Consider the following 22,487-nt stretch of genomic DNA (forward strand, 5'->3'; position numbering starts at 1 on the left):
ACTTATAATGATTAAAGGTACAAAGTAAGCAATACTCTCACCAAAAGAAAATTTGACGAGAGTAAAATTAATTAATAAAACTATTCAACATCTTTAGTTAAATCTCGTTTTGATGTTTCTGGCGCTCGTATAGCAGCAATACAACCAATAAGTGCAGCTATTACTACATATGTCGCAACTGGTACCCATCCATCATTAAATGCTGCACTTAGACTTTTAGCGATAAAAGGGGTAAATCCACCGGCAACAATAGCTCCTAATTGGGCTCCAATTGAAGCTCCGCTGTAGCGCACTTTAGGTCCAAACAATTCAGTAAAAAAGGATGGTTGAACAGAATTGATAGAGTTATGGCCAATATTTATTAATAACATGTAACCTAAAACCATCAAAAAGAATGATCCACTTTCTAAGAGCCAGAAAAATGGAAAAGCCATTGCCGCAGAAAAAAGAGCACCAAAAATATAAATTGGTCTGCGACCTACTTTATCAGATAATGCACCAAAAAATGCATGAGTAGCAAACGAAATGACACAAGTTGCCATAACAACGTTCAAAATAGTTTGTCTCTCGACATTTAAGGTTGATGTCGCGTAAGACACGGCAAATACAGTAGCTAAAAAGAAAGGAACTGACTCCGCAAGTCTTAAGAACATAATTAAGACGATGCTACGCCACTGATGTTTTATAACTTCAATAACAGGACTTGGTTCTTTATTCTTTTCTTTCTTTTGTTCTTTTTGTATTTGTTGGAATACCGGTGTTTCATCTAAACGTCGACGCATATATAGTCCAAGAATAACCAATGCTACACTAAGCCAAAATGGAATTCGCCATCCCCAACTTAATAGTTGATCTTCTGGTAACATAACCATAAAAGCAAAAACCCCTGTAGCTAAAAGTTGTCCGGAAAAACCACCAGTTTGTGGTATTGCCCCTAATAATCCACGGCGGTTAGATGGAGCACTTTCGACCACCATTAGCATTGCTCCCCCCCATTCTCCGCCGACCAAAAATCCTTGCATAAATCTAAGTATAACTAGGAAAATAGGCGCCCATACACCAATTTGTTCATATGTAGGTAAACAACCGACTAAAAATGTAGAAACCCCCATACCTCCAAGTGTAATTAGTAGCGTAATTTTACGACCTAATGTATCACCCATATGGCCAAAGAAAATACCGCCTAATGGTCTTGCAATAAAACCGACACCAAATGTTGCAAACGAAGCTAACATAGCAGCTAAAGGGCTAATGGTTGGGAAAAAGATTTTACTAAATACTAGTGCACTAGCTAATCCATAAAGTAAGAAGTCATAAAATTCTATAGTATTACCAATCCAACTAGATATTACTACTCGTCTAATACTGGCTTTATCTAATTGTTTTGCTCCTGTTTCTGAGCTTATTGCTGACATAGTCATAATATATTCCTCGTAATTTTTGACATAAGACTGTTCATGGGTAATGTAAGAACAGTTTTATCTCTATTGCGTACAGCTAATTGTGCTTTAATTAATTATGTTAACTTCGTTATATACAATATTTTTTCGATTCCATGTATAAGTTATATGTAATACATTTTTTTCATTAGGATCACTAATAATTGCAGGATAAGAAAACTCACCTTCGCCAGATTCCAAATCAAATGGTAGCGACCATGTTTTGCCATTATCATGTGAATAAATTAATGAAATTGGGGAGCGCTTATTCCAATTCCCTGATACAGGATTGAAAGCAAGAATTAAAGTACCATCTGCAAGTTTTATAATGTCAATTCCACTATTATTATTGGGTAGCGTAGTGGCATAAGCTTGGCACCAATTACGACCAAAATCGACAGAATCACTTCGATAAATTTGACCCCGAGTGCTACGCATTAAAGCATGGATATGACCAGTATTTGATTCCCATAAGGTTGGTTGGATAACGCCATCCCATCGAAATACTTGTTCAATATTACTTTCCCATAAGGCATCATTTTTTAGTCCTTGCCAAATATTACTTTTATTAGAAGATGTAGCCTCCAAGTGTACAATTGGAATATCATTTCTTAACCAATTAATCCCATAATTATCTGAAATATCAATAAAAGAATCCCAATAGTGATTATTTTCAATTGAGCTTGGGGCTGCCCATTCTCCATTTGACATAACTAACAATTTATTTTTGACCGGTCCTCTTGGTAATGGGTTTCCATCACCTAACACCTTAGGTACAGACCATGTATTTCCATTATCATCAGAAAAACTATAGTGCGTGATCCAATGGTGTACATCTGGACCTACTTTATAAAACAAATAAACTCGGTCATTTTGATAATGAAGTACTGGATTCCAGTGTGCTTTTCCTTCTTGTGCAATTATACGAATAGGATTTTGCCATTGATTATTCACATAACGAGATAACCATATAGCCGTATCTTCGGTTCCTTCCTTTTTACCAGCAAAATAGGCAACTAATAGTTGTTTATTAGATAACTTAATAATTGTTGATGCATGGCAGTTGTTAAATAATTGATGTTCAGGTTCTAATAAAAATGAAGCATCTTTTTTTAATAATTGCATTATTAAATACCTTTTAAATAGCCAATGATCTTGTGATTATTTCACCTTGTAAGACCATATCATCTATAGCTTGCGGATAAAAACTACTCATAAAGTTTTGAGAGGTCCTTACTCTGCATTGTATTGTTGAGAAATTTCCAATTTTCTGCTGATAATATTTTGCACAAATTGGATAATCTAAATTTTCTACTAAAGCTGCTGTGGATAAATAACTAGATAAAATTTGAGCTTTTTCAATATTTTTTTCCCAATTTTCATATAACCAAACATAAAGTTCTGGATGAAAATTAGCCATCACACCGCTAAATGCTCTATACCCCATTTGCAACGAGGTTAACAATGTTTGACTATTGGCATTTGCAAGGCTTAAGCGAGAACCATTGGTAATTAATGCCCGTTGTTTAATAATATTAAGATCACAACAGGTATCTTTAATAAAGGTAAAACGCTTACTATCAACACACCATTTTACAATATCGTCACTGAGTAAACGTTTATAAGGATAGGGACATTCATAAATACCGAGATCTATTTTTTGTGGTAATGTTAGCACTAATTTTTGTAAATTATTTAAGGCAATTTTATTGTCTTCACCTTGTAGTGCAAACCGATTGCTAATTAAGATGATACTATCTGCACCCGTTTCAGACATTGCGATAAGTTGTTCAGATTGATGTGAAAAATCTGTTGCTGTGTGTCCAGAAACAACTACTGGTATTTTGCCATCAACTTTCTCAATAATAAATTTGGCAATTTTTTGACTTTCTTTGTCACTGAGAAAAAACATTTCACTCGATTGACAAAGGCCAAATAATCCATGAACTCCAGCTTTAACATACCAATCTATAAGATTTTCTAATGCATTATAATCAACGGATCTTTGCTCATTAAATGGGGTGAGCATTACCGGCCATACACCTACATATTTATTTTTCATACTGTTCACCATTTATTTAAATACTAATATTTATTTATCTTGGAAATATGTAAACGCATCCCCAGCAACTTTAACTTTGATATTTTGTGTTAAAGCTTGTGCAACAAAGGCTTTTACTACATATTCTAAGTGTGCTTCATCAACATAGGCTATCGTAATGTGATTGCTTTGATGACCAGCCATAAAGTCGTCTCGCGTAATACCATCAAGTACCGCATTGAGTAATGGCCACTCATAATTTGTCGCTCTGCGACGACGTTCAAATTCGTCTGCTGGTAATTCAGTGGCGTGACCGGTACCTATGTGCATAATCACATCTAATCCTTCATAATGGGCTCTTGCCCAAATAAAACGTCCGGTTTTTCCTTGTCCTGCAATAGTTGAACCACCATAAGGGAAGAACATCGGCGGTTGCCGGTATCCGGTTGCTCCTGCAATACCACCTTTTATGTGTTCAAACGGTACCGCACCAGAAATTTCAAAATCCCAATAAAATGTACCGTTATATTTACTGCCCCAACGAACATCATGAAGTGTTGTTTCTGCTGGTAAATTGAGGGATGTTAATAAATACCAAAGCATGGTTTGTGGGATAGCGGTTCCCATATCCACTTCATTGATGCATGGAATGGGTTGATTAGGCATAATCACTTCACCATTTTCATCAGGAATAGGGAATCGGCCCGTTGATCCAATTGCTCCTTCAGCAAAATCAGATGCTGCACAGCAATCTTTCAGACCTTGTTGATATTGAACCCCAACTGCCGATAAACCAAATCGTTTAAAGAATCTTGCCATAGCAATCATCATTGCACATTGTTCTTCAACTTGTTCACGGGTGAGTTCTTGTTCGCTATTAGTACCAAATTGGAATTGCATTCCTCGATCTTCATACCACTTTAAGCATTGCTCACGTAATGATTGTGGTACTTTTTTCATTTCAACTAATAAAGCGGATTGAGAAAGAGATTCGAGAGGCATGCCAATTTTGATTAATGATTGTTGTGGAAAGACACCATTAATCATCCCCATACAAAACGTATCAAATAATCCTAATATTGCTTTGTTACGAAGAATGTATTGCCCAATTTGATATCCAGTTTTTCCTGCTGTTGTTGCCATAACAGGATGGGTTGCAGGAATGTCATGTAAATATTGAGTATTATGTTCAATAGCACCAAATTTTAACCAAGTATTAAGGGCAGTATCAAAAAACGCATCTTCAAAATTTTCAGACCACAATCTTGAATACGATTTACCCAAGCTGGTTAATGTGCCAGCTAAACAAAGCATACCTACTAGGCCTGGCCAAGTGCCTTCAAAATTAGCAAGTAATAAAATCGGTCCGCGATGATGAACTAAACATGGTGCCACATAATGTGAGTATTGCCATGCTGTAAGTAAAACAATTAATGGTGCATCAGGGTCAATGTTGGCAAAATAGTCACATCCTTCGCGTTGAGTTCGTAAAAAACCATGTCCTGATTCAGGGTTAATGGGGAATGCTCTGGTTAATTTATATCCTTTATTTTTTAATACTTGCTCAAGCTTTTGTTCGAATTTTAATTGGGTTGGCCAACAGGTTGTATTTGCTGCTTCGCGCAAATCCCCACTGGTTACCATTAAAATTTCATTCTTATCAGCTGTCATTGACGGCTTGTTATTAGATAATGCACTTTTTAACATAGGTCCTCCCTGTTACTTCTCGTCAAATGATTCATTCATTAACTGGTTATAACGCAATTGATCTTGGTACATTTGTAAATAAACGTTGTATTTACGGTGGTGAAAATTCTGAGTGGAAAGATCTGGTTTAATCGTATTTCCAAATTCAACCATTTCTTTTGCTGCGTTAGAAATATCTTTAAAAGCTTTACATGCCACAGCCCCTAAAATTGCCGCTCCTAAATTGACGGCGTCTTCTTCCTTAGCAAGAAATATCTCTTTACCGGTGATATTGGCGTACTCTCTTAGCCAAAGTGGATTTTTAGTTGCACCTCCACACATAATTAATCTATCAATTTGATAACCCGATTCCGTCATAGCATTGATAATGTGTAATGTTCCGTAGGCAATAGCTTGCATGGTTGCTAAGTAATATTTAGCTAAAGCAGTTATGCCAGTTTCAAGCGTAAGTCCTGATACCATTCCTTTGGCATCCGGATTAGCTCTTGGTGAACGGTTACCATGATGATCGGCTAAAATATGGAGATCATCAGTAAGGTATTTATTGTGTTGTTCTAATTGATTAACATAATGGTTAAGAAGTTGATAATAGTTACATCCTTTTTGTTTGGCTTCTTGTTCTAGTTGTGGCCATGCTTCATGTTGTCTAATTGACCATTCTAATAACGCACCCGCGGCACTTTGTCCGCCTTCATTCAGCCAATAATTGGGTAACATTGCATCAAGATAAGGTCCCCAAACCCCTGATACTAGAATGGGGTTTTTATTAACTATCATATGACAATTTGAAGTACCACTAATAATGGCAAGGCTGGCTTGAGGATTAGAACCAACAAGTGCAATACCGCCAGCATGAGCATCAATAATTCCGGTTGCGACAATAACGTTAGTATGTAATCCTAATTGTTCGGCTGCTTTTGGCGTTAACGAACCGGCACTTTCACCTAACCCTAAAACCGTTTGTGGAATTTTATCTTTCAGATCTTTCAAATCAATTTTATTGAGGAATTTTTCACTAAAACTCTTTTTATGTGCTAAGTAATTCCATTTACAAGTTAAGGTACAAACACTTGCAATATCTGAATTTGTAGCTTGCCAGACTAAATAATCGGCTAAATCGAAAAAGCGGGCTATTTTATTATAGCGGTCTGGATAGTGATGTTTGATCCATAAGATTTTGGGTAGTTCCATTTCAATACTTACTTCGCCACCAACATACTGCAATACCGGATCATTGGTTAAATTAATCGCCCTAGCTTCTTCTTTTGCGCGGTGATCCATCCACATAATTATGTTTTGATTATCATCATTGTTTTCAGAAATTGATACCGGATGACCTTGATGATCAAGTGCAACTAACGAACAAGTAGCATCAAAACCAATAGAACGAACTTGAGCCACATCAACATTAGCAATAGCTATTGATTCTCTGACTGCAAGGCAAATTTGTTGCCAAATTTGCTTAGACGATTGCGCAATCCAATCTGAATTAGAATGAAACTGGTCAATAGGTTTTACACTAAATCCTAATCGATGACCTTGACGATCAAATAAAGCGGAACGCACACTTGCAGAACCAACATCAACACCTATAAAAACATCTTCCATGTTTGCCTCAACTTTTTTGCTAACTCGTGTTAGCATAATAATTAAAAAACCCGAGTAAACAATTAATAAATATTCATAATGTGATTTAATTCAAACTTTTTTTAAAATTGCAATAAAAAACACATGGATAATTGCTTAAAATAAAAGCAATTGAATTTGCAAAAATTATCATTTTTGAAATTACTGATATTTGTTTCTATCTAAAATTCAGAATGATATTTTTAAGTGTTAATCTTAAAATTTGTGTAAAAACAATGTTGTTTTTTTATTAATGAATATTGCTAAGAACATATTTAATCTTTAGAAGAATTTAAAAAAATTACTTGAACGATAATTTTGTTTAATGGTTGATATCTTTTATTATTGGATAAACCTGTTATTAACTGCAATGGATTAACCTAATTCGAGATTCATTTAAAACAAATATGTTAGGGTTTTATACTGAAACGTATAGTTAACCTGAAACTTTTTTGCAATAAATTCTAAATATTATTGAAATTAACATGACTATTGCCGAAACCTTTTGGCATGTTAGAATAAGACACCATATCGATGTTGTAACAATATAGTAAAATCATAATTATTAACATCATCTTTGTCATAAGTAGGATTATTTCATGAAAATCAAAACCCGTTTTGCACCGAGTCCAACCGGTTATTTACATGTTGGTGGTGCTCGTACAGCACTTTATTCTTGGCTCTATACTCGCCATGCTAAAGGCGCATTTGTGTTGCGTATTGAAGATACCGATCTTGAGCGTTCAACGCCAGAGGCAATACAAGCAATTATGGATGGTATGAATTGGTTAAAATTGTCATGGGATGAGGGACCTTATTTTCAAACAAAACGTTTTGATCGTTATAATCAAGTGATTGACGAAATGTTAGAAAAAGGTACAGCTTATCGTTGTTACTGTTCTAAAGCGCGTCTAGAAAAATTACGTGAAGAACAGATGGCAAAGGGTGAAAAGGCACGTTATGATGGTCATTGCCGTTGTGATGCAGTGCAAAAGCAACATTCACATGATGAGCCGCACGTGGTGCGCTTTGCTAATCCGGTTGATGGTGTGGTCATTTTTAATGATTTAATTCGCGGTCCAATTGAGATTGCTAATAAAGAACTTGATGATTTAATTATCCGCCGCACTGACGGTTCACCAACTTATAATTTTTGTGTAGTGGTCGATGATTGGGATATGGAAATTACTCATGTTATTCGTGGTGAAGATCATATTAACAATACGCCTCGGCAAATTAATATTTTAAAGGCACTTGGTGCACCATTGCCTGAATATGGCCATGTATCAATGATCTTAGGTGATGATGGGCAAAAATTGTCAAAACGCCATGGTGCAGTAAGCGTAATGCAATATCGTGATGATGGCTATTTACCTGAAGCATTACTCAACTATTTAGTTCGACTTGGTTGGTCTCATGGTGATCAGGAGATCTTCTCTGTGGCTGAAATGATAAGCTATTTTTCGTTAGATGCAGTAAGTAAATCAGCAAGTGCATTTAATACCGAAAAATTATTGTGGTTAAATCATCATTATATTAATCATTTAGACGTCGATTATGTGGCGCAACATTTGGTTTGGCATATGAACAGGCAAGGCTATGATTTAAGCCAAGGACCAGATCTTATTACTATCATTAAATTATTCGGTGAACGTTGTAAAACGCTTAAAGAAATAGCTGAATCATGCGCTTATTGTTATCAAGATTTTGCCGAATTTGATGCCGATGCAGCTAAAAAACATTTACGTCCGGTTGCCAAAGTACCATTAGAAACCATTAAAGCAAAAATACAAGCTATCGCTGATTTTGATTGGCAAATTGATAAGATCCATCATGCCATTGAAGCAACCGCAACTGAACTCGATGTAGGTATGGGTAAAGTTGGTATGCCACTTCGTGTTGCAGTAACAGGGCTTGGTCAATCTCCATCTGTTGATGCGACAGTGTTTGCTGTTGGTAAACAGCGTTCGCTTGCCAGAATTGATAAAGCACTAGCTTATATTAAACAGCGAGAACAAGCACAAGAGTAATTTTATTTGTTTTGTTATTGCCGGCGTTACCGGCAATAAGTGCTTCTTCCAATTGAGAGTTTATATGGCTCACATAAAAAAACGCTATTGGATTTCATTAAGTATATTACTTATTCTATTTTCTATTAGCCTATTTGGTTGGCGTTATTGGTGCTCCTTTAAGCAAGAGCATGATCTTTCTGTCGACTGGCGCGGAGCTAAAATCAGTTTGGAAGGTATTACATTTGATGAAGTAACTATCTTCCAACATTCAAAATTATTAATCACCGGTAAAAATTTATTAGTTTCATGGTCGCAGTTATCAGCAAATAGTCTTGATATTCATTGGCAAGAAAATACAGCTTTATCTACAGTAGAACCTGCGGAAAAAGTAATGGTTGATACTGATCAAAATCTCAATTTATCATCAATGGCAACCATTTTGTATTGGTTACCAAAGATGATCCATGTAGATTCATTACGTTGGTTTAACCAAGAGAACGAATTGTATAATTTAGATGTTGATATAACTAAACAGCAACAAGCCATTCGTTTAACAATAACGACCAATGATCATGATACTATTAAACTTGCTACCACATTAACCTTGAATCAGGAAGATTCACGAATTGATCTACAAGATGGTCTTTTAACGGTAGCGTTAAATCAGGCAGATACAACTAATTGTTCTTTGGTATTACCATTCAAAGGTTGGATAACTAATAATCAATTATTTTTAACAAGTTTAGAAGATGCATCATTTAGTTTAGACAAATTGAACCTTTCTCAAGATTTGTTGTTAACTAATTCAGCAGGAAAGGTGAAGTTACAAGTTCAATCTAAAATTCCATTTGATGTAAAACAATTATCTACTACTGCACAATTAACCATTAATAGAGTTAATGGTATTTATCAAACTAGTGAGATAAAATCAGCTTCAGGAACAAGCAATATTGTTATAAAAAATAACCAATTCACTATTCTAATACCAGCATTAACTATTCAAGAAGTGAATGTGGGTATTGCTTTTGAAAAAGTAAAATTGGCTGGTACTTATACCGCCTCACTTAAAATGCCGAATAAAGGCGTTGTAACTTGGACTCAGGCTAAAGCCAATATTTTTTCAGGTTCAGTGGTGCTTGAAAACAATAAATTGAATTTAGCTAAATTACCCCAACAATTTAATGTAAAGCTAAAACAAGTACAATTAAAGGATATTTTTGCTAAATATCCTGTTGAAGGACTTGCTGCTAATGGTTCGATTGATGGTTATTTGCCAGTAACATTACTAAAAATGAAGAAGAACAATAATGAGACTGATATACAGACAGTTATCAAAAATGGTCAATTGGCTACAAATGGTGATGGTTATTTGCAGTTTGAAAACTCAGCACTTAAAAATTATGTAAAAAACAATCCTAATATGAAAATACTCACTGATATTCTCAAAAATTTTCATTATACTAAATTAACTGGTAAGGTAGATTATGCTAATGATATTGCGAAATTGGGATTAAATATTCAAGGAAGCAATTTAGATGTTGAAAATGGTAAAGCGGTCAATCTGAATATTACCCTTGAAGAAAATATAGCTAAATTAATGATGAGTTTACTCTTATCGGATCAAATTAGTGAACCTATTCGTAAACGTATCGAAGCGCGTTTAAAATAATGGTCTCATAATTAAGAGGGTAGTCTATTATGGTACGAAACGTTATTGCAATAATGGTATTAAGTTGCACATTAATGGGGTGTTCACCAACAGTTAAAGTTCAAGCACCTAGTGAACCCATTAATATCAATTTAAATGTTAAAATTGATCATGAAATTAACATTAAAGTAGATAAAGCGCTGGATAATATTATTAACAAATCAGGTTTATATTAAATTAAAGCAGTTAGGGTTTATTAACTATTATTCCACTGATCGTAATTATGTAAGCCTAAATGCCGAGATGAAAATTCCCTTTTACGCTTTCAAATTCATTACAAATTTAAGTATTTATTAAGGAGTTTGTTATGACTATTTATAAAAAAGTAGCAATCGCATTATTAACTATGATTTTATCTTTTCCTATTTTTGCGCTAACTTTAGATCAAGCTATAGATTCATTAAGCCAAGTTAAAGCTGCTGGATTGGTTGGGGAACAAGCAGATGGTTATTTAGGTGTTGTGAAAAATGAAGGTAATGCCAGTGAAATTGCCCAATTAATTAATCAAGCACGTAAAGAGCAATATCAAAAAGTATCATCCGAAAGTCATGTTGCTTTAAGTGAAGTTGAAAAAAGAGCTGGTAGTAAAGCACAAGAAAAAACACCGATTGGACAATATATAAAACAACAAGGTCAATGGCAAAAAAAATGATTATGATCCATGTTGCAACAATAGGAAAAGTATAATGATTATGTACTTTAATTGTATATAAATAATGTGTATGCTGTGCTGTTATTATTAATAAAACGAAAGGCAATTTTTGAAATAAGTCATAAACTAAATTAAAATAAACATGGTATGAATTTTTATCTAGTTAGTTTTTTTATGTGTAAATAATATCGCTTTTGCGATCCCAAATGGAGAAAGTCAATGTGTTCGATTTTAGGTATTCTTGATATTAAGTCAGATCCAGAGCAATTACGAACAAAAGCATTAGAGTTATCAAGTCTACAACGTCATCGTGGTCCTGATTGGTCTGGTATTTTTGCTTCTGATAAAGCTATTCTTGCTCATGAACGTTTATCAATTGTGGACGTCAATACAGGATCTCAACCTCTTTACAATAAAGATAAAACTTTAGTTTTAGCGGTAAATGGCGAAATATATAATCATCAAGAACTCCGAAATCAGTACAAAGACCGTTATGAATTTCAAACTGGTTCTGACTGTGAAGTGATTTTAGCACTTTACCAGGAAAAAGGGATTCACTGTCTTGATGATTTACAAGGCATGTTTGCTTTTATCCTTTATGATATCAATAAAGGTAGCTATTTTATTGGTCGTGATCACATTGGTATTATTCCAATGTATACAGGCTATGATGAAAATGGAACATTTTATGTCGCTTCTGAAATGAAAGCATTGGTTCCTGTTTGTAAAACTATTGCTGCTTTCCCTCCTGGAAGTTATTTATCTAGCACTGAAGGTGAAATAAAGCCTTACTATAAGCGCGATTGGATGGATTATGAAAATGTCAAAGATAATAAGACAGATATTAATGCATTACGTGTTGCTTTAGAAGAATCAGTAAAAAGCCATCTCATGTCTGATGTGCCTTATGGTGTGTTACTATCAGGTGGATTAGACTCGTCTGTTATCTCAGCCATTACTAAGAAGTTCTCTGCTCGCCGTGTTGAAGATCAGGAAAAATCAGAAGCTTGGTGGCCACAACTACATTCATTTGCTGTTGGCCTTAAAGGCGCACCTGATCTTAAAGCAGCACAAGCAGTAGCAAATCATTTAGGCACAGTTCACCACGAAATTAACTTCACTATTCAAGAAGGGATTGATGCAATTCGTGATGTAATCTATTTTATCGAAACCTATGATGTCACCACTATTCGTGCTTCAACGCCAATGTATTTAATGGCGCGTAAAATTAAAGCCATGGGTATAAAAATGGTTCTATCCGGTGAAGGGGCTGATGAGGTATTTGGTGGTTATCTTTACTTCCATAAAGCGCCAAATGCCAAAGAATTCCATGAAGAGACAGTACGTAAATTAGCCGCGCTGCATATGTATGATTGTGCGCGAGCTAATAAGGCAATGGCTGCTTGGGGGGTTGAAGCTCGAGTCCCTTTCCTTGATAAAAAATTCTTAGATGTTGCCATGCGTATTAATCCGAAAGATAAAATGTGTGGTAGTAATGGCAAAATGGAAAAACACATTGTCCGTGAAGCATTTGAATCTTATTTACCCGCATCGGTTGTTTGGCGTCAAAAAGAACAATTTTCAGATGGTGTCGGCTACAGCTGGATTGATACATTAAAGGAAATTGCAGAAAGTAAAATTACCGATCAACAATTAGAAAATGCTAAATTCCGCTTCCCATACAATACACCAGCAAGCAAAGAAGCTTACATGTATCGTGAAATTTTTGATGAATTATTCCCGCTTGAAAGTGCAGCTCAGTGTGTACCAGGTGGCCCTACTGTTGCATGTTCAACCGCTAAAGCGATCGAATGGGATGAATCATTTAAAAATCTCAATGACCCATCAGGGCGAGCAGCAGTTGGTGTGCATAATGATGCGTATAAAAAGAAGTAATAGATACAATTTAAAATAATTTCTTTCATATAAATTTATAAAAAGGGCATTTATGCCCTTTTTTTATAAAAGTAGATAAGACAAACGCTAGGTTAAATATAACTTAATTTTTTTTTAAATTAATTTTAATTAAGAAATATTAATTTTGAGGGTTTTATTTATCGCTCATTCGTATTTTAAAGATTAAAGATATATCTTATTCTATTCTCGAATAGAGTTGAAAATTGTTGTTTTTTCTCTGATTAATTCTGCTTGATTGTTGTTTAAAATCTGCTCATTTTTTTACAAATTTTATTGATTTAATTAACTGACATTATTCTTGTAAAAGTAAAAAATTCATTTCTTCTATATATCATTTAGTGAATTATTTAATCTAAAATATTTTATTAAATATGTGATCTAAATTCATTTTTTTCTAAATTTTATCAACTATACTAAATGTTACCAGTCACATAATGGCTGAGTGGAGAATGAATCATATTTATTTTCCAATAATTAAATAAATTTGTAAGGATGCATGATTAACTAGGAGCATTGAGTGAAAAATTATAAAATTGCAATAATCAACTCAAGTAGTTTTGGGAAATATTTTCCTGATCATTTAAGGCGATTAGAAAAAATCGGTGAAATAAAACATTTCACTTTTGAAAATAATATTACAGGAAAGGAATTAGCTGATGCATTGCAAGGATTTAATATTGTTATTGCAAGTGTTAGACCTTTTTTTAATAGAGAATTTTTTGATAATAAAAAAGATCCTTTATTGTTACTTTCGCGCCATGGAATAGGATTTAACAATGTTGATGTAGTTGCAGCTAGGGAGCATGGGACGATTGTTACTATTGTTCCTCCTCTAGTCGAGCGCGATGCTGTTGCAGAAAATGCAGTAACAAATTTGCTAGCATTAATAAGGCAAACTGTTCAATCTCAAGAAGCAGTTAAATCAAATGAATGGAAAAAAAGAGCTTCTTTTCTCGGTATAAATGTTACGGGTAAAGTTATCGGTATTATTGGTTGTGGTAACATTGGTAGTCGTGTCGCAGAAATATTTAAACATGGTTTTAATGCTCGATTACTTGTGGTTGATCCTAAGATCAATAAAGAATGGGCTAATAAACATAATATCGAAATTGTTGAGTTAGATTATTTACTGCAAAATGCCGATATCATCTCTTTAAATGCATCATTAAATGAAACTAGCTATCATATTCTAAAAGAACCTCAATTCTCTTTAATGAAAAAAGGTGTTTATATTACAAATACCGCACGGGCAGAATTGATTGATGAAAGCGCATTAATCAATGCATTAGATAGTGGTATTGTAGCTGGACATGCAACAGACGTGATGTATGTTGAACCTTCATATAATGATAATCCTTTAGTTAAACATCCAAAAGTGCTTGTTACTCCTCATACTTCAGCTTATGCAATTGAATGTTTACAAGGTATGGGTGAAAAATGTGTTCAAGATGTAGAAAAGTTCGTCAATAATTCAAAGTTACAATCTATTGTTTCTTAATTATTTAATGTGATAAGTGATAATAAAAAATATCAAGGAGTTTATATATGCAAGAAATGCATGTAACGTTTCTTCAAGCAGCTATTATTTCAGTATGGGTTGCAATGGTAATGTCACGAGGTTTAGGTGGTGCAACATTAACGTTGAGATTTTCACCGATGATGACAGGTTTAATTGTTGGGGTTGTCTTTAATGATATTCCAAATGCGATGATAACAACAGCTGCAATACAGTTGATCTATATGGGGGTATTTTCTCCTGGTGGTCAAATGCCATCAGAGCCAGCCATTGCAACTGCGGTCGCAGTCCCCGTTGCATTACTAGGAAAAATGGAACCAACAGCTGCTGTTGCTGTTGCTGTGCCTGTTGGTTTATTGGGATCTTATCTATATCAATTAAGATTTTTCTTTAACACTATGATTATGAAATTCACTGAAAGATATGCACAAGAAGCAAATAGTTCAGGATTAACTTTATCAATAATTATACTGCCAATAATTTGTAGTTTTGCCTTATTTTTACCATTCATGTTTGTGGCATTATATTTTGGTGCACCAATTATTGCTGATGTTATTAAATCTAATGCTGGTGGGCTTGTTTTTCATATTCTTAATGTAATTGGTGGTGGTCTTGCTGCGGTGGGTATTGCATTAACCATTTATGTTATTGGTAAAAAGAGTTATATCATTTTCTTTTTGTTAGCTTATTTTATGGCGGTGATTGCAAAACCACTTAATATCACAATGGTAACTTATGCAATTGTTGGATCTATCATTGCATTTATTTTTGTTCTTGCAAAAAATGAAGCAGTAAATTCTGCAGCAGATCAGCCTAGAAATAATTCAAATCGTAACAATCAAATTGATGATGATGATTATTAATCTGTAAAGACTTGATTAATAAATTATATAGAGGAATTTTATAATGACAGAAATAGTACAAGAAAGTATAGATCTAAAACCGGAAGCCATTACTAAAAAAGACATCACTATTGCTTGGTTACGATGGTATTATGCTAATGAAATCCCACATTCATTTGATCGGTATCTTGCAGCATCTTTAATGTGGGGCTTGATGCCAATTCTTAAAAAATTATATAAATCAAAAAATGAACTAGCAGCTGCTTACCAAAGACATTTATTGTTTTTTAATACCCAATTAACTTGGGGTGGAGGAACAATCTCGGGTATTATGGCTTCACTTGAATCGGCCAGGGCTGATGAAGTTTATCAAAACAAACCAATCAGTATTGATAATGATGTACTTTATAATACTAAAGCGGGTTTAATGGGAGCATTAGCTGGTATCGGCGATGCTATTGACTCAGGTACAGTACAATACATTTTTATTGCCATTGCACTTCCTTGGGCTCAAGATGGATTGGCAATTGGTGCATTATTTCCATTTTTTACTTTTGTAATATATCAGCTTTTTGTTGGGTATTATTTTGCTCAGTTAGGCTTTAAATTAGGTCGAAATGCAGCTACAGAAGTTGTAGGTAATAAAATGCAGATGATAATCGAGGCCTTATCTATTTTGGGTCTGTTTATGATGGGTATTTTGGCTGCTAGTTACATTAAAGTATCATCAAGTTTGAAATTTACCTTATCAGGTAAAGATTTTGTTATACAAGATACATTGGATAAAATCTTACCAGGTGTATTGCCACTTATTGTTGTAATGGGATTATATTTTTATTTTTCTAGGAAAGGTTTAAAAGTAACCAGAGCATTAGTTGGATTAACAATAATACTTGGTGTTTTAGCTGCAATTGGCATTTTATAAAAATAATAGAGGTTTTAAATTATGGGAAAAGTTGTTTTAGCTCGAGTAGATAGTCGTCTCATTCATGGCCAAGTCGCAACTAATGTTTCTAAAGCGGCCGGAGCTAATGCTTTATTTGTTGCAGATGATTATTCTGCTAACGATGAGTTTACAAAAAATATTATTCTTGGCGCAGGTGCAAGTACCGGCCATAAAATCAGAGTATTAAAAGAAGATGGTGCGGTAAGATATTGGAATGACCGCCAGTATGATGATTTTAATGTTATTTTGATTACTAAAAATATTGAAGTAATGTATAAAATTATTAAATCAGGAGTACCAATCACCAATCTTAATATTGGTGGATTACCTTTAGTACCTGGTGCAACAACAATAATTAAAGAAGTTTCGATTAAAAAAGAGCAATTAGATCTATTAATCGACTTACAAAAGAATTTTCCTAATATGGATATCTACTTTCAAGCAACACCTTCTTTGAAAAAAGTGACTTTGAATGAAGCCATCAAAATGTTTGAATAACATAGGATCATAAATATGATAGGTGTTTTATTAGTTAGTCATGGCAATATGGCTGCAGGAATGAAAGATAGTGTGACAATGATAGTTGGCGAACAAGACAAATTTGAATCATTATCACTTATTCCAGGACAAGATGTGAATCAATTAAAAACAGATCTTTTTAATTGTTCTAAATCTTTAGATTCTGGTGATGGGGTTCTGGTTTTTGTCGATTTGTATGGTGCTTCCCCTTACAATGCCGCTATGAGATGTGTGCCACAATGGCGTGATCTTGGTATGAATGTCCGAGTTGTTACAGGTATGAGTTTACCTATGGTCATTAATGCTGTCTGCAATCGAGATTCTTTAGCAATACAGGCGTTAGCAACAGAGTGTATTGAGGCTGGTCGTGAGAATATTCAAGATGCTATAGCTAATATTACTCATTCGAATCATGTTCAAAGTGAGGATGATTATTAAGTTAATAGTATTAAGTTTAGTTTAAATCTATCGACTTATTTGTTATATCTAGATAGTTAATATCATTTTATAAAATGATATTAACTATGTTATTTCAGTTTATATTTTAATAGTTTATTAATAATGGAAATATTTAAAGATCTTGTTTTGCGGTATTGTGTCATATTTGGAAAAAGGTTCACTTCAAAAGAAAAGATTGCTTTTTTAAGAGTGATATCTAAAGAATTAATTCAATTAGGCTATATAGTTGATGCTAAAATTTCAAAATTGAAAATAGCAACAAGACGATATGAAAATTACTACAATGCTTATATTGGTGATTTGAATAAAGCGGAATTAATTATTTGTACTTATTATGATACTGGCATAAATAATTTTAATCTTCAAAAGACTTACGCATTTTCATCAAAATTTAGTAAATTAAGTTATTTTATTAGTATTGCGCCTATTATATTTTTATTTATTACATCATTAATATTAAATTACTTTGTATTTTTACCTGATATTTCCCTTTATGGTTTTTTCAGTTTTTCTGGTATTAGTTCTATTATATCAACTGTTTTATTGTTTTTCTTAGTTTTTAAGTTTAAAACGGGGATTCCCAATAATAAGAATTTTATTTGTAATTCATCTAGCATCATTACCATCATTAGTATAATTAATGAACTTAACAAAAAAGAGAAGAAGAAAATTGCTTTTGTATTATATGATGGTGGAAATAGTGGTGAATATGGTTTAAAAATGTTGGAAAATTATTCTGACCATATGAAAGATAAAAAATTTATTTTCATCGATAGTATTGGTAATGGTGAAGATTTAATTTTTCTAAAACCACAACAATCGAATCTACAAATAGATAATATGCCATTTCATCATGGCAACATTGAAACTCAATTGCCTAATTATATTATGATAACTTCAGGTAATATAGATAGTAATGGTAAAATTATTATTAACAATGCGCATTCATCCAAAGACAATTATTTATCTGAAATGATAATAGTAAAACATACTCAATCTCTTGTTAATTTATGTAGATCATTGATAAGCAATGCTATTGAAAAACATGAAAAATAACATATTTTTTGAAGATGAATAATCACATCTATCCAAATAGATGGTAGATGTGAACTATAAATTAGTGGGCAGATTTTTGTAATGCACCTATAGGTAAAACAGTACGTCCATATTGTTCATTAATGACTTCTGCCATAGCTAGATAGATAGCACTTGCACCGCAGATGATTCCTTCAAAACCAGCTATATGGATAATGTCATGATTCCCAAAAATATTACCAATAGCTAATAAAGCAAATAATATTGTTAAGCTAGCAAAAACAAATTGTAGTGCTCGATTTGCTTTTAAAGTACCAATAAACATAAAAGCGGTAAAAATCCCCCATAAGGCAAGAAAAATACCAACAAATGTGGCATCCGTTGTTGCAGTTGCTGGTGAAGTTGGTAAATACCAAATCCCTACTAGTGCAATCCAAAAAAAACCATAAGAGGTAAATGCGGTTGTTCCAAAAGTATTGCCTTTTTTAAACTCTAAAATACCTGCAATCACTTGGGCAAGGCCACCATAAAAAATACCCATTGAAGCAATAGCTGTCATAACCGGGAAAAATCCAGCATTATGGATATTTAATAAAATTGTGGTCATTCCAAATCCCATTAAACCAAGGGGACCTGGATTAGCAAGTTTTGTTTGTTGCATATAAATCCTATAAATTAAATTTTATAATAAAAAAAGAGCGGCAATAATAAGTGCAGAATGCTTATCAATCAAGATATATGAAAAAATTATTTTTACACCCCCTTGATATTAGCAATAATGTTCCCATTTATGTGAAAACAAAAAATATTTCTTTGTGAAAATTAAGGGCTTGAAATTAGAAATTTAAGACTTATATACAATGAATAAAATACAGATTTTGAGGAGAATGAGATTATGGGTAAAATTATTGGTATAGATTTAGGTACAACAAATTCATGTGTTGCAGTAATGGATAACGGTCAAGCTAAAGTATTAGAAAATGCAGAAGGCGATCGTACCACACCATCGATTATTGCTTACACACAAGATGGCGAAATTCTAGTTGGTCAACCAGCAAAACGCCAGGCAGTAACTAATCCACAAAATACATTATTTGCAATTAAACGTTTAATTGGTCGTCGTTATGAAGATGCAGAAGTACAACGTGATGTTAGTATTATGCCTTATAAAATTGTAAAAGCTGATAATGGCGATGCATGGGTTGATGTAAAAGGGCAAAAAATTGCTCCACCACAAATTTCTGCTGAAGTATTAAAGAAAATGAAGAAAACAGCAGAAGATTATCTTGGTGAAGCCGTCACTGAAGCTGTTATTACTGTTCCTGCCTATTTTAACGATGCTCAGCGTCAAGCAACCAAAGATGCTGGTCGTATTGCTGGACTTGATGTTAAACGTATTATTAACGAACCAACAGCGGCAGCGCTTGCTTATGGTTTAGATAAAGATGTTGGTAACCGTACTATTGCGGTGTATGACCTTGGTGGTGGTACATTTGATATCTCAATCATCGAAATTGATGATGTTGATGGTGAAAAAACATTTGAAGTATTAGCAACTAATGGTGATACTCACTTAGGTGGTGAAGATTTTGACTCTCGTTTAATTAACTATTTAGTTGATGAGTTTAAACGTGAACAAAATTTTGATTTAAAAAATGATCCACTAGCAATGCAACGTTTAAAAGAAGCAGCTGAAAAAGCCAAAATTGAATTATCATCAGCTCAACAAACAGATATTAATTTACCATATATCACAGCTGATGCGACAGGTCCTAAACACTTAAATATCAAAGTGACACGAGCAAAACTTGAATCTTTAGTTGAAGATTTAGTTAAACGTTCAATGGATCCAGTTAAAACAGCGTTACAAGATGCCGGTCTTTCCGTATCAGACATCAAAGATGTGATTTTAGTTGGTGGTCAAACACGTATGCCAATGGTGCAAAAAGCGGTTGCTGACTTCTTTGGTAAAGAACCACGTAAAGACGTGAACCCAGATGAAGCTGTGGCTGTAGGTGCTGCTGTTCAAGGTGGTGTACTTGGTGGTGATGTTAAAGATGTCTTGTTACTTGATGTAACACCATTGTCTTTAGGTATTGAGACTATGGGTGGTGTAATGACTACGTTAATTGAGAAAAATACCACTATTCCAACTAAACATAGTCAAGAATTCTCAACTGCCGAAGATAATCAATCAGCAGTAACAATTCAGGTGTTACAAGGTGAGCGTAAACGGGCAAATGATAATAAATTATTAGGTCAATTCAACCTTGACGGTATCCAACCAGCGCCACGCGGTATGCCAAAAATTGAAGTAACTTTTGATATTGATGCTGATGGTATTTTGCATGTATCAGCTAAAGATAAAAATACTGGACGCGAGCAAAATATTACGATTAAAGCTTCTTCTGGACTAAGTGAAGAAGAAATTCAAAAGATGGTTCATGATGCTGAAGCCAATGCTGATGCCGACCGTAAATTTGAAGAATTAGCACAAATTCGTAATCAAGCGGATCATCTTGTTCATTCAACTCGTAAACAAGTGTCTGAGTCTGGCGATCAATTATCAGCTGATGATAAGAAAGCTATCGAAGATGCAGTAAATGCTTTAGAAGTTGCCGCACGAGGTGAAGATAAAGCTGAAATTGAAGCAAAAATTAATGCATTAATGGAAGCATCTAAAAAATTGCTTGAATTAGCACAACAACAAGCGCAAGCAGAACAAGCTACCAGCCAGTCTGGTGGTAACTCAGCTGGGCAAGATGATGTTGTTGATGCTGATTTTAAAGAAGTTGATGATAATAAAAAATAAACGTTAACTACAAGTTTTTTAATGAGTTATTCCAACAAGTTTTAAACATGTAATACATTAAACGGGCGCGAGGTAACTCAAGCCCGTTTAGTTGTTTTTAAAACGATAAAAATAAAGGTTAATTATGGCGAAGAAAGATTATTATGAAATATTAGGCGTAAGTAGAGATGCTAGCGAAAGTGAGATAAAAAAAGCCTATAAACGCCTAGCCATGAAATATCATCCAGATAAGAATCAGGATAATAAAGCTCAAGCCGAAGCTAAATTTAAAGAAGTTAAGGAAGCATATGAAATCCTGACTGATGCTCAGAAGAAAGCCGCTTATGATCAATATGGACATGCCGCTTTTGAACAAGGATTTGGGGCGGGAGCTGGTGGATTCGGTGGTTTTGGTGGTGGTTCTGCTTTCGATGACATCTTTAGCGACTTTTTTGGTGGTGGTCGAAGCCGTGGACAAAGTGCCTCCAGAGGTGCTGATTTGCAATATAACATCTCGTTAACACTAGAAGAAGCTGCTGCTGGTGTTAATAAAGAGATCAAAGTTCCAACATGGGTAACATGTGATATTTGCCATGGGCAAGGAACTGAAAAATCTTCTGATGTCGTCACTTGTGATACTTGTCATGGAGCTGGTGTGGTACAAATGCGACAAGGTTTTTTTGCTGTACAGCAAGAGTGCCCAACTTGTCATGGCCGCGGTAAAGTTGTTAAAAATCCATGTAAAAAATGTCATGGGGAAGGTCGAGTACAGAAAACCAAAACATTGTCAGTTACGATTCCGGGTGGGGTTGATACTGGTAATCGCATTAGATTATCTGGTGAAGGCGAAGCTGGTTTAAACGGAGCGCCGGCAGGTGATTTGTATGTCCAGGTACAAGTTAAACCGCATGCTATTTTTGAGCGAGATGGTTCAAATCTTCATTGTGAAATTCCAATTAATATAGCATTAGCATCTTTAGGCGGTGAAGTTGAAGTACCAACACTTAATGGCAAGGTTAGTTTAACTATTCCGGGAGAAACCCAAACTGGAAAAATGTTCCGATTACGCGGTAAAGGCATCAAGTCATTACGTGGTAGTGCGATGGGTGATCTTTATTGTCATGTAGTGGTAGAAACGCCAGTTAACTTAACCAATAAACAAAAAGAATTACTTAAAGAGTTAGGTGAAAGTTTTAAAGCTGATAAAAGTGCTAAACATAGTCCAAAAGAAAAAAGCTTTTTTGACAAAGTGAAAAAATTCTTCGGTTAATCAATGT

General features: G+C 34.2%; 19 protein-coding genes. 13 read left to right on the plus strand and 6 right to left on the minus strand.

Features of this window, described 5'->3' with window-relative positions:
• Window positions 1-80: 80 nt before the first annotated feature.
• From Q0K76_RS06415 to Q0K76_RS06435, 5 genes are all read right to left on the minus strand, one after another.
• Complete coding sequence (locus Q0K76_RS06415) at window positions 81-1,415, minus strand: MFS transporter (RefSeq protein WP_363322415.1); 1,335 nt, start codon at window positions 1,413-1,415, stop codon at window positions 81-83.
• Window positions 1,416-1,508: 93 nt separating this feature from the next.
• Window positions 1,509-2,564: an exo-alpha-sialidase gene (locus tag Q0K76_RS06420; RefSeq protein ID WP_294613140.1), complete on the minus strand. Its 1,056-nt coding sequence runs from the start codon at window positions 2,562-2,564 to the stop codon at window positions 1,509-1,511.
• A gap of 13 nt (window positions 2,565-2,577) precedes the next feature.
• Complete coding sequence (locus tag Q0K76_RS06425) at window positions 2,578-3,501, minus strand: dihydrodipicolinate synthase family protein (protein ID WP_294613142.1); 924 nt, start codon at window positions 3,499-3,501, stop codon at window positions 2,578-2,580.
• Window positions 3,502-3,531: 30 nt separating this feature from the next.
• Entirely contained in the window at window positions 3,532-5,187 is a 1,656-nt protein-coding gene (locus tag Q0K76_RS06430; RefSeq protein ID WP_294613145.1) for a hypothetical protein, read from the minus strand.
• Window positions 5,188-5,199: 12 nt separating this feature from the next.
• Complete coding sequence (locus Q0K76_RS06435; protein WP_294613148.1) at window positions 5,200-6,831, minus strand: FGGY-family carbohydrate kinase; 1,632 nt, start codon at window positions 6,829-6,831, stop codon at window positions 5,200-5,202.
• A gap of 581 nt (window positions 6,832-7,412) precedes the next feature.
• Between Q0K76_RS06435 and gltX the strand changes: the two genes are divergently transcribed.
• The 11 genes from gltX (at window position 7,413) to Q0K76_RS06490 (ending at window position 18,440) form a co-directional block, all read left to right on the plus strand.
• Entirely contained in the window at window positions 7,413-8,843 is a 1,431-nt protein-coding gene (gene gltX, locus Q0K76_RS06440) for a glutamate--tRNA ligase (RefSeq protein ID WP_294613150.1), read from the plus strand.
• 64 nt (window positions 8,844-8,907) lie between these two features.
• Complete coding sequence (locus Q0K76_RS06445) at window positions 8,908-10,494, plus strand: YdbH domain-containing protein (RefSeq protein ID WP_294613154.1); 1,587 nt, start codon at window positions 8,908-8,910, stop codon at window positions 10,492-10,494.
• Between the two features lie 26 nt (window positions 10,495-10,520).
• Window positions 10,521-10,709 carry a YnbE family lipoprotein gene (locus Q0K76_RS06450; RefSeq protein WP_363322416.1) on the plus strand — a complete coding sequence of 63 codons (189 nt, stop codon included), beginning with the start codon at window positions 10,521-10,523 and terminating at the stop codon, window positions 10,707-10,709.
• A 131-nt stretch (window positions 10,710-10,840) separates the two neighbouring features.
• A complete protein-coding gene (locus tag Q0K76_RS06455) occupies window positions 10,841-11,185 on the plus strand; it encodes a DUF1318 domain-containing protein (protein ID WP_294613161.1) in 345 nt (114 codons plus the stop codon).
• Window positions 11,186-11,404: 219 nt separating this feature from the next.
• On the plus strand, window positions 11,405-13,081 hold the full coding sequence (gene asnB, locus Q0K76_RS06460; protein WP_294613163.1) for an asparagine synthase B: 1,677 nt from the start codon (window positions 11,405-11,407) through the stop codon (window positions 13,079-13,081).
• A 538-nt stretch (window positions 13,082-13,619) separates the two neighbouring features.
• Entirely contained in the window at window positions 13,620-14,600 is a 981-nt protein-coding gene (locus tag Q0K76_RS06465) for a D-isomer specific 2-hydroxyacid dehydrogenase family protein (RefSeq protein ID WP_294613165.1), read from the plus strand.
• Between the two features lie 47 nt (window positions 14,601-14,647).
• Entirely contained in the window at window positions 14,648-15,481 is an 834-nt protein-coding gene (locus Q0K76_RS06470; RefSeq protein ID WP_294613168.1) for a PTS sugar transporter subunit IIC, read from the plus strand.
• 43 nt (window positions 15,482-15,524) lie between these two features.
• The gene (locus tag Q0K76_RS06475; protein ID WP_294613171.1) at window positions 15,525-16,385 is read left to right on the plus strand and encodes a PTS system mannose/fructose/sorbose family transporter subunit IID; all 861 of its coding nucleotides are present in this window, start codon (window positions 15,525-15,527) and stop codon (window positions 16,383-16,385) included.
• Between the two features lie 21 nt (window positions 16,386-16,406).
• Window positions 16,407-16,904 carry a PTS sugar transporter subunit IIB gene (locus tag Q0K76_RS06480; RefSeq protein ID WP_294613174.1) on the plus strand — a complete coding sequence of 166 codons (498 nt, stop codon included), beginning with the start codon at window positions 16,407-16,409 and terminating at the stop codon, window positions 16,902-16,904.
• A 15-nt stretch (window positions 16,905-16,919) separates the two neighbouring features.
• The gene (locus tag Q0K76_RS06485; RefSeq protein ID WP_294613177.1) at window positions 16,920-17,363 is read left to right on the plus strand and encodes a PTS sugar transporter subunit IIA; all 444 of its coding nucleotides are present in this window, start codon (window positions 16,920-16,922) and stop codon (window positions 17,361-17,363) included.
• Window positions 17,364-17,486: 123 nt separating this feature from the next.
• Window positions 17,487-18,440 (plus strand): hypothetical protein, encoded by a 954-nt coding sequence (locus Q0K76_RS06490; RefSeq protein ID WP_294613180.1) that lies wholly within the window; start codon window positions 17,487-17,489, stop codon window positions 18,438-18,440.
• A gap of 61 nt (window positions 18,441-18,501) precedes the next feature.
• Here the strand turns inward: Q0K76_RS06490 and satP are convergent, their stop codons facing one another.
• Window positions 18,502-19,080 carry an acetate uptake transporter gene (satP, locus tag Q0K76_RS06495; RefSeq protein ID WP_294613183.1) on the minus strand — a complete coding sequence of 193 codons (579 nt, stop codon included), beginning with the start codon at window positions 19,078-19,080 and terminating at the stop codon, window positions 18,502-18,504.
• Window positions 19,081-19,314: 234 nt separating this feature from the next.
• On the opposite strand from satP, the gene dnaK reads away from it, so the two are divergent.
• Both dnaK and dnaJ read left to right on the plus strand, forming a co-directional pair.
• Entirely contained in the window at window positions 19,315-21,231 is a 1,917-nt protein-coding gene (gene dnaK, locus Q0K76_RS06500; protein ID WP_294613186.1) for a molecular chaperone DnaK, read from the plus strand.
• A 124-nt stretch (window positions 21,232-21,355) separates the two neighbouring features.
• Complete coding sequence (dnaJ, locus tag Q0K76_RS06505; RefSeq protein ID WP_294613189.1) at window positions 21,356-22,480, plus strand: molecular chaperone DnaJ; 1,125 nt, start codon at window positions 21,356-21,358, stop codon at window positions 22,478-22,480.
• Window positions 22,481-22,487: the final 7 nt, after the last annotated feature.

Source organism: uncultured Gilliamella sp. (assembly GCA_945271295.1).
Lineage (GTDB): Bacteria > Pseudomonadota > Gammaproteobacteria > Enterobacterales > Orbaceae > Gilliamella.

Coding starts and splice junctions, on each gene's coding strand:
- Q0K76_RS06415 (WP_363322415.1), bottom strand. CDS start 1,415: ATGTCAGCAATAAGCTCAGAAACAGGAGCAAAACAATTAGATAAAGCC.
- Q0K76_RS06420 (WP_294613140.1), bottom strand. CDS start 2,564: ATGCAATTATTAAAAAAAGATGCTTCATTTTTATTAGAACCTGAACAT.
- Q0K76_RS06425 (WP_294613142.1), bottom strand. CDS start 3,501: ATGAAAAATAAATATGTAGGTGTATGGCCGGTAATGCTCACCCCATTT.
- Q0K76_RS06430 (WP_294613145.1), bottom strand. CDS start 5,187: ATGTTAAAAAGTGCATTATCTAATAACAAGCCGTCAATGACAGCTGAT.
- Q0K76_RS06435 (WP_294613148.1), bottom strand. CDS start 6,831: ATGCTAACACGAGTTAGCAAAAAAGTTGAGGCAAACATGGAAGATGTT.
- gltX (WP_294613150.1), top strand. CDS start 7,413: ATGAAAATCAAAACCCGTTTTGCACCGAGTCCAACCGGTTATTTACAT.
- Q0K76_RS06445 (WP_294613154.1), top strand. CDS start 8,908: ATGGCTCACATAAAAAAACGCTATTGGATTTCATTAAGTATATTACTT.
- Q0K76_RS06455 (WP_294613161.1), top strand. CDS start 10,841: ATGACTATTTATAAAAAAGTAGCAATCGCATTATTAACTATGATTTTA.
- asnB (WP_294613163.1), top strand. CDS start 11,405: ATGTGTTCGATTTTAGGTATTCTTGATATTAAGTCAGATCCAGAGCAA.
- Q0K76_RS06470 (WP_294613168.1), top strand. CDS start 14,648: ATGCAAGAAATGCATGTAACGTTTCTTCAAGCAGCTATTATTTCAGTA.
- Q0K76_RS06475 (WP_294613171.1), top strand. CDS start 15,525: ATGACAGAAATAGTACAAGAAAGTATAGATCTAAAACCGGAAGCCATT.
- Q0K76_RS06480 (WP_294613174.1), top strand. CDS start 16,407: ATGGGAAAAGTTGTTTTAGCTCGAGTAGATAGTCGTCTCATTCATGGC.
- Q0K76_RS06485 (WP_294613177.1), top strand. CDS start 16,920: ATGATAGGTGTTTTATTAGTTAGTCATGGCAATATGGCTGCAGGAATG.
- Q0K76_RS06490 (WP_294613180.1), top strand. CDS start 17,487: ATGGAAATATTTAAAGATCTTGTTTTGCGGTATTGTGTCATATTTGGA.
- satP (WP_294613183.1), bottom strand. CDS start 19,080: ATGCAACAAACAAAACTTGCTAATCCAGGTCCCCTTGGTTTAATGGGA.
- dnaK (WP_294613186.1), top strand. CDS start 19,315: ATGGGTAAAATTATTGGTATAGATTTAGGTACAACAAATTCATGTGTT.
- dnaJ (WP_294613189.1), top strand. CDS start 21,356: ATGGCGAAGAAAGATTATTATGAAATATTAGGCGTAAGTAGAGATGCT.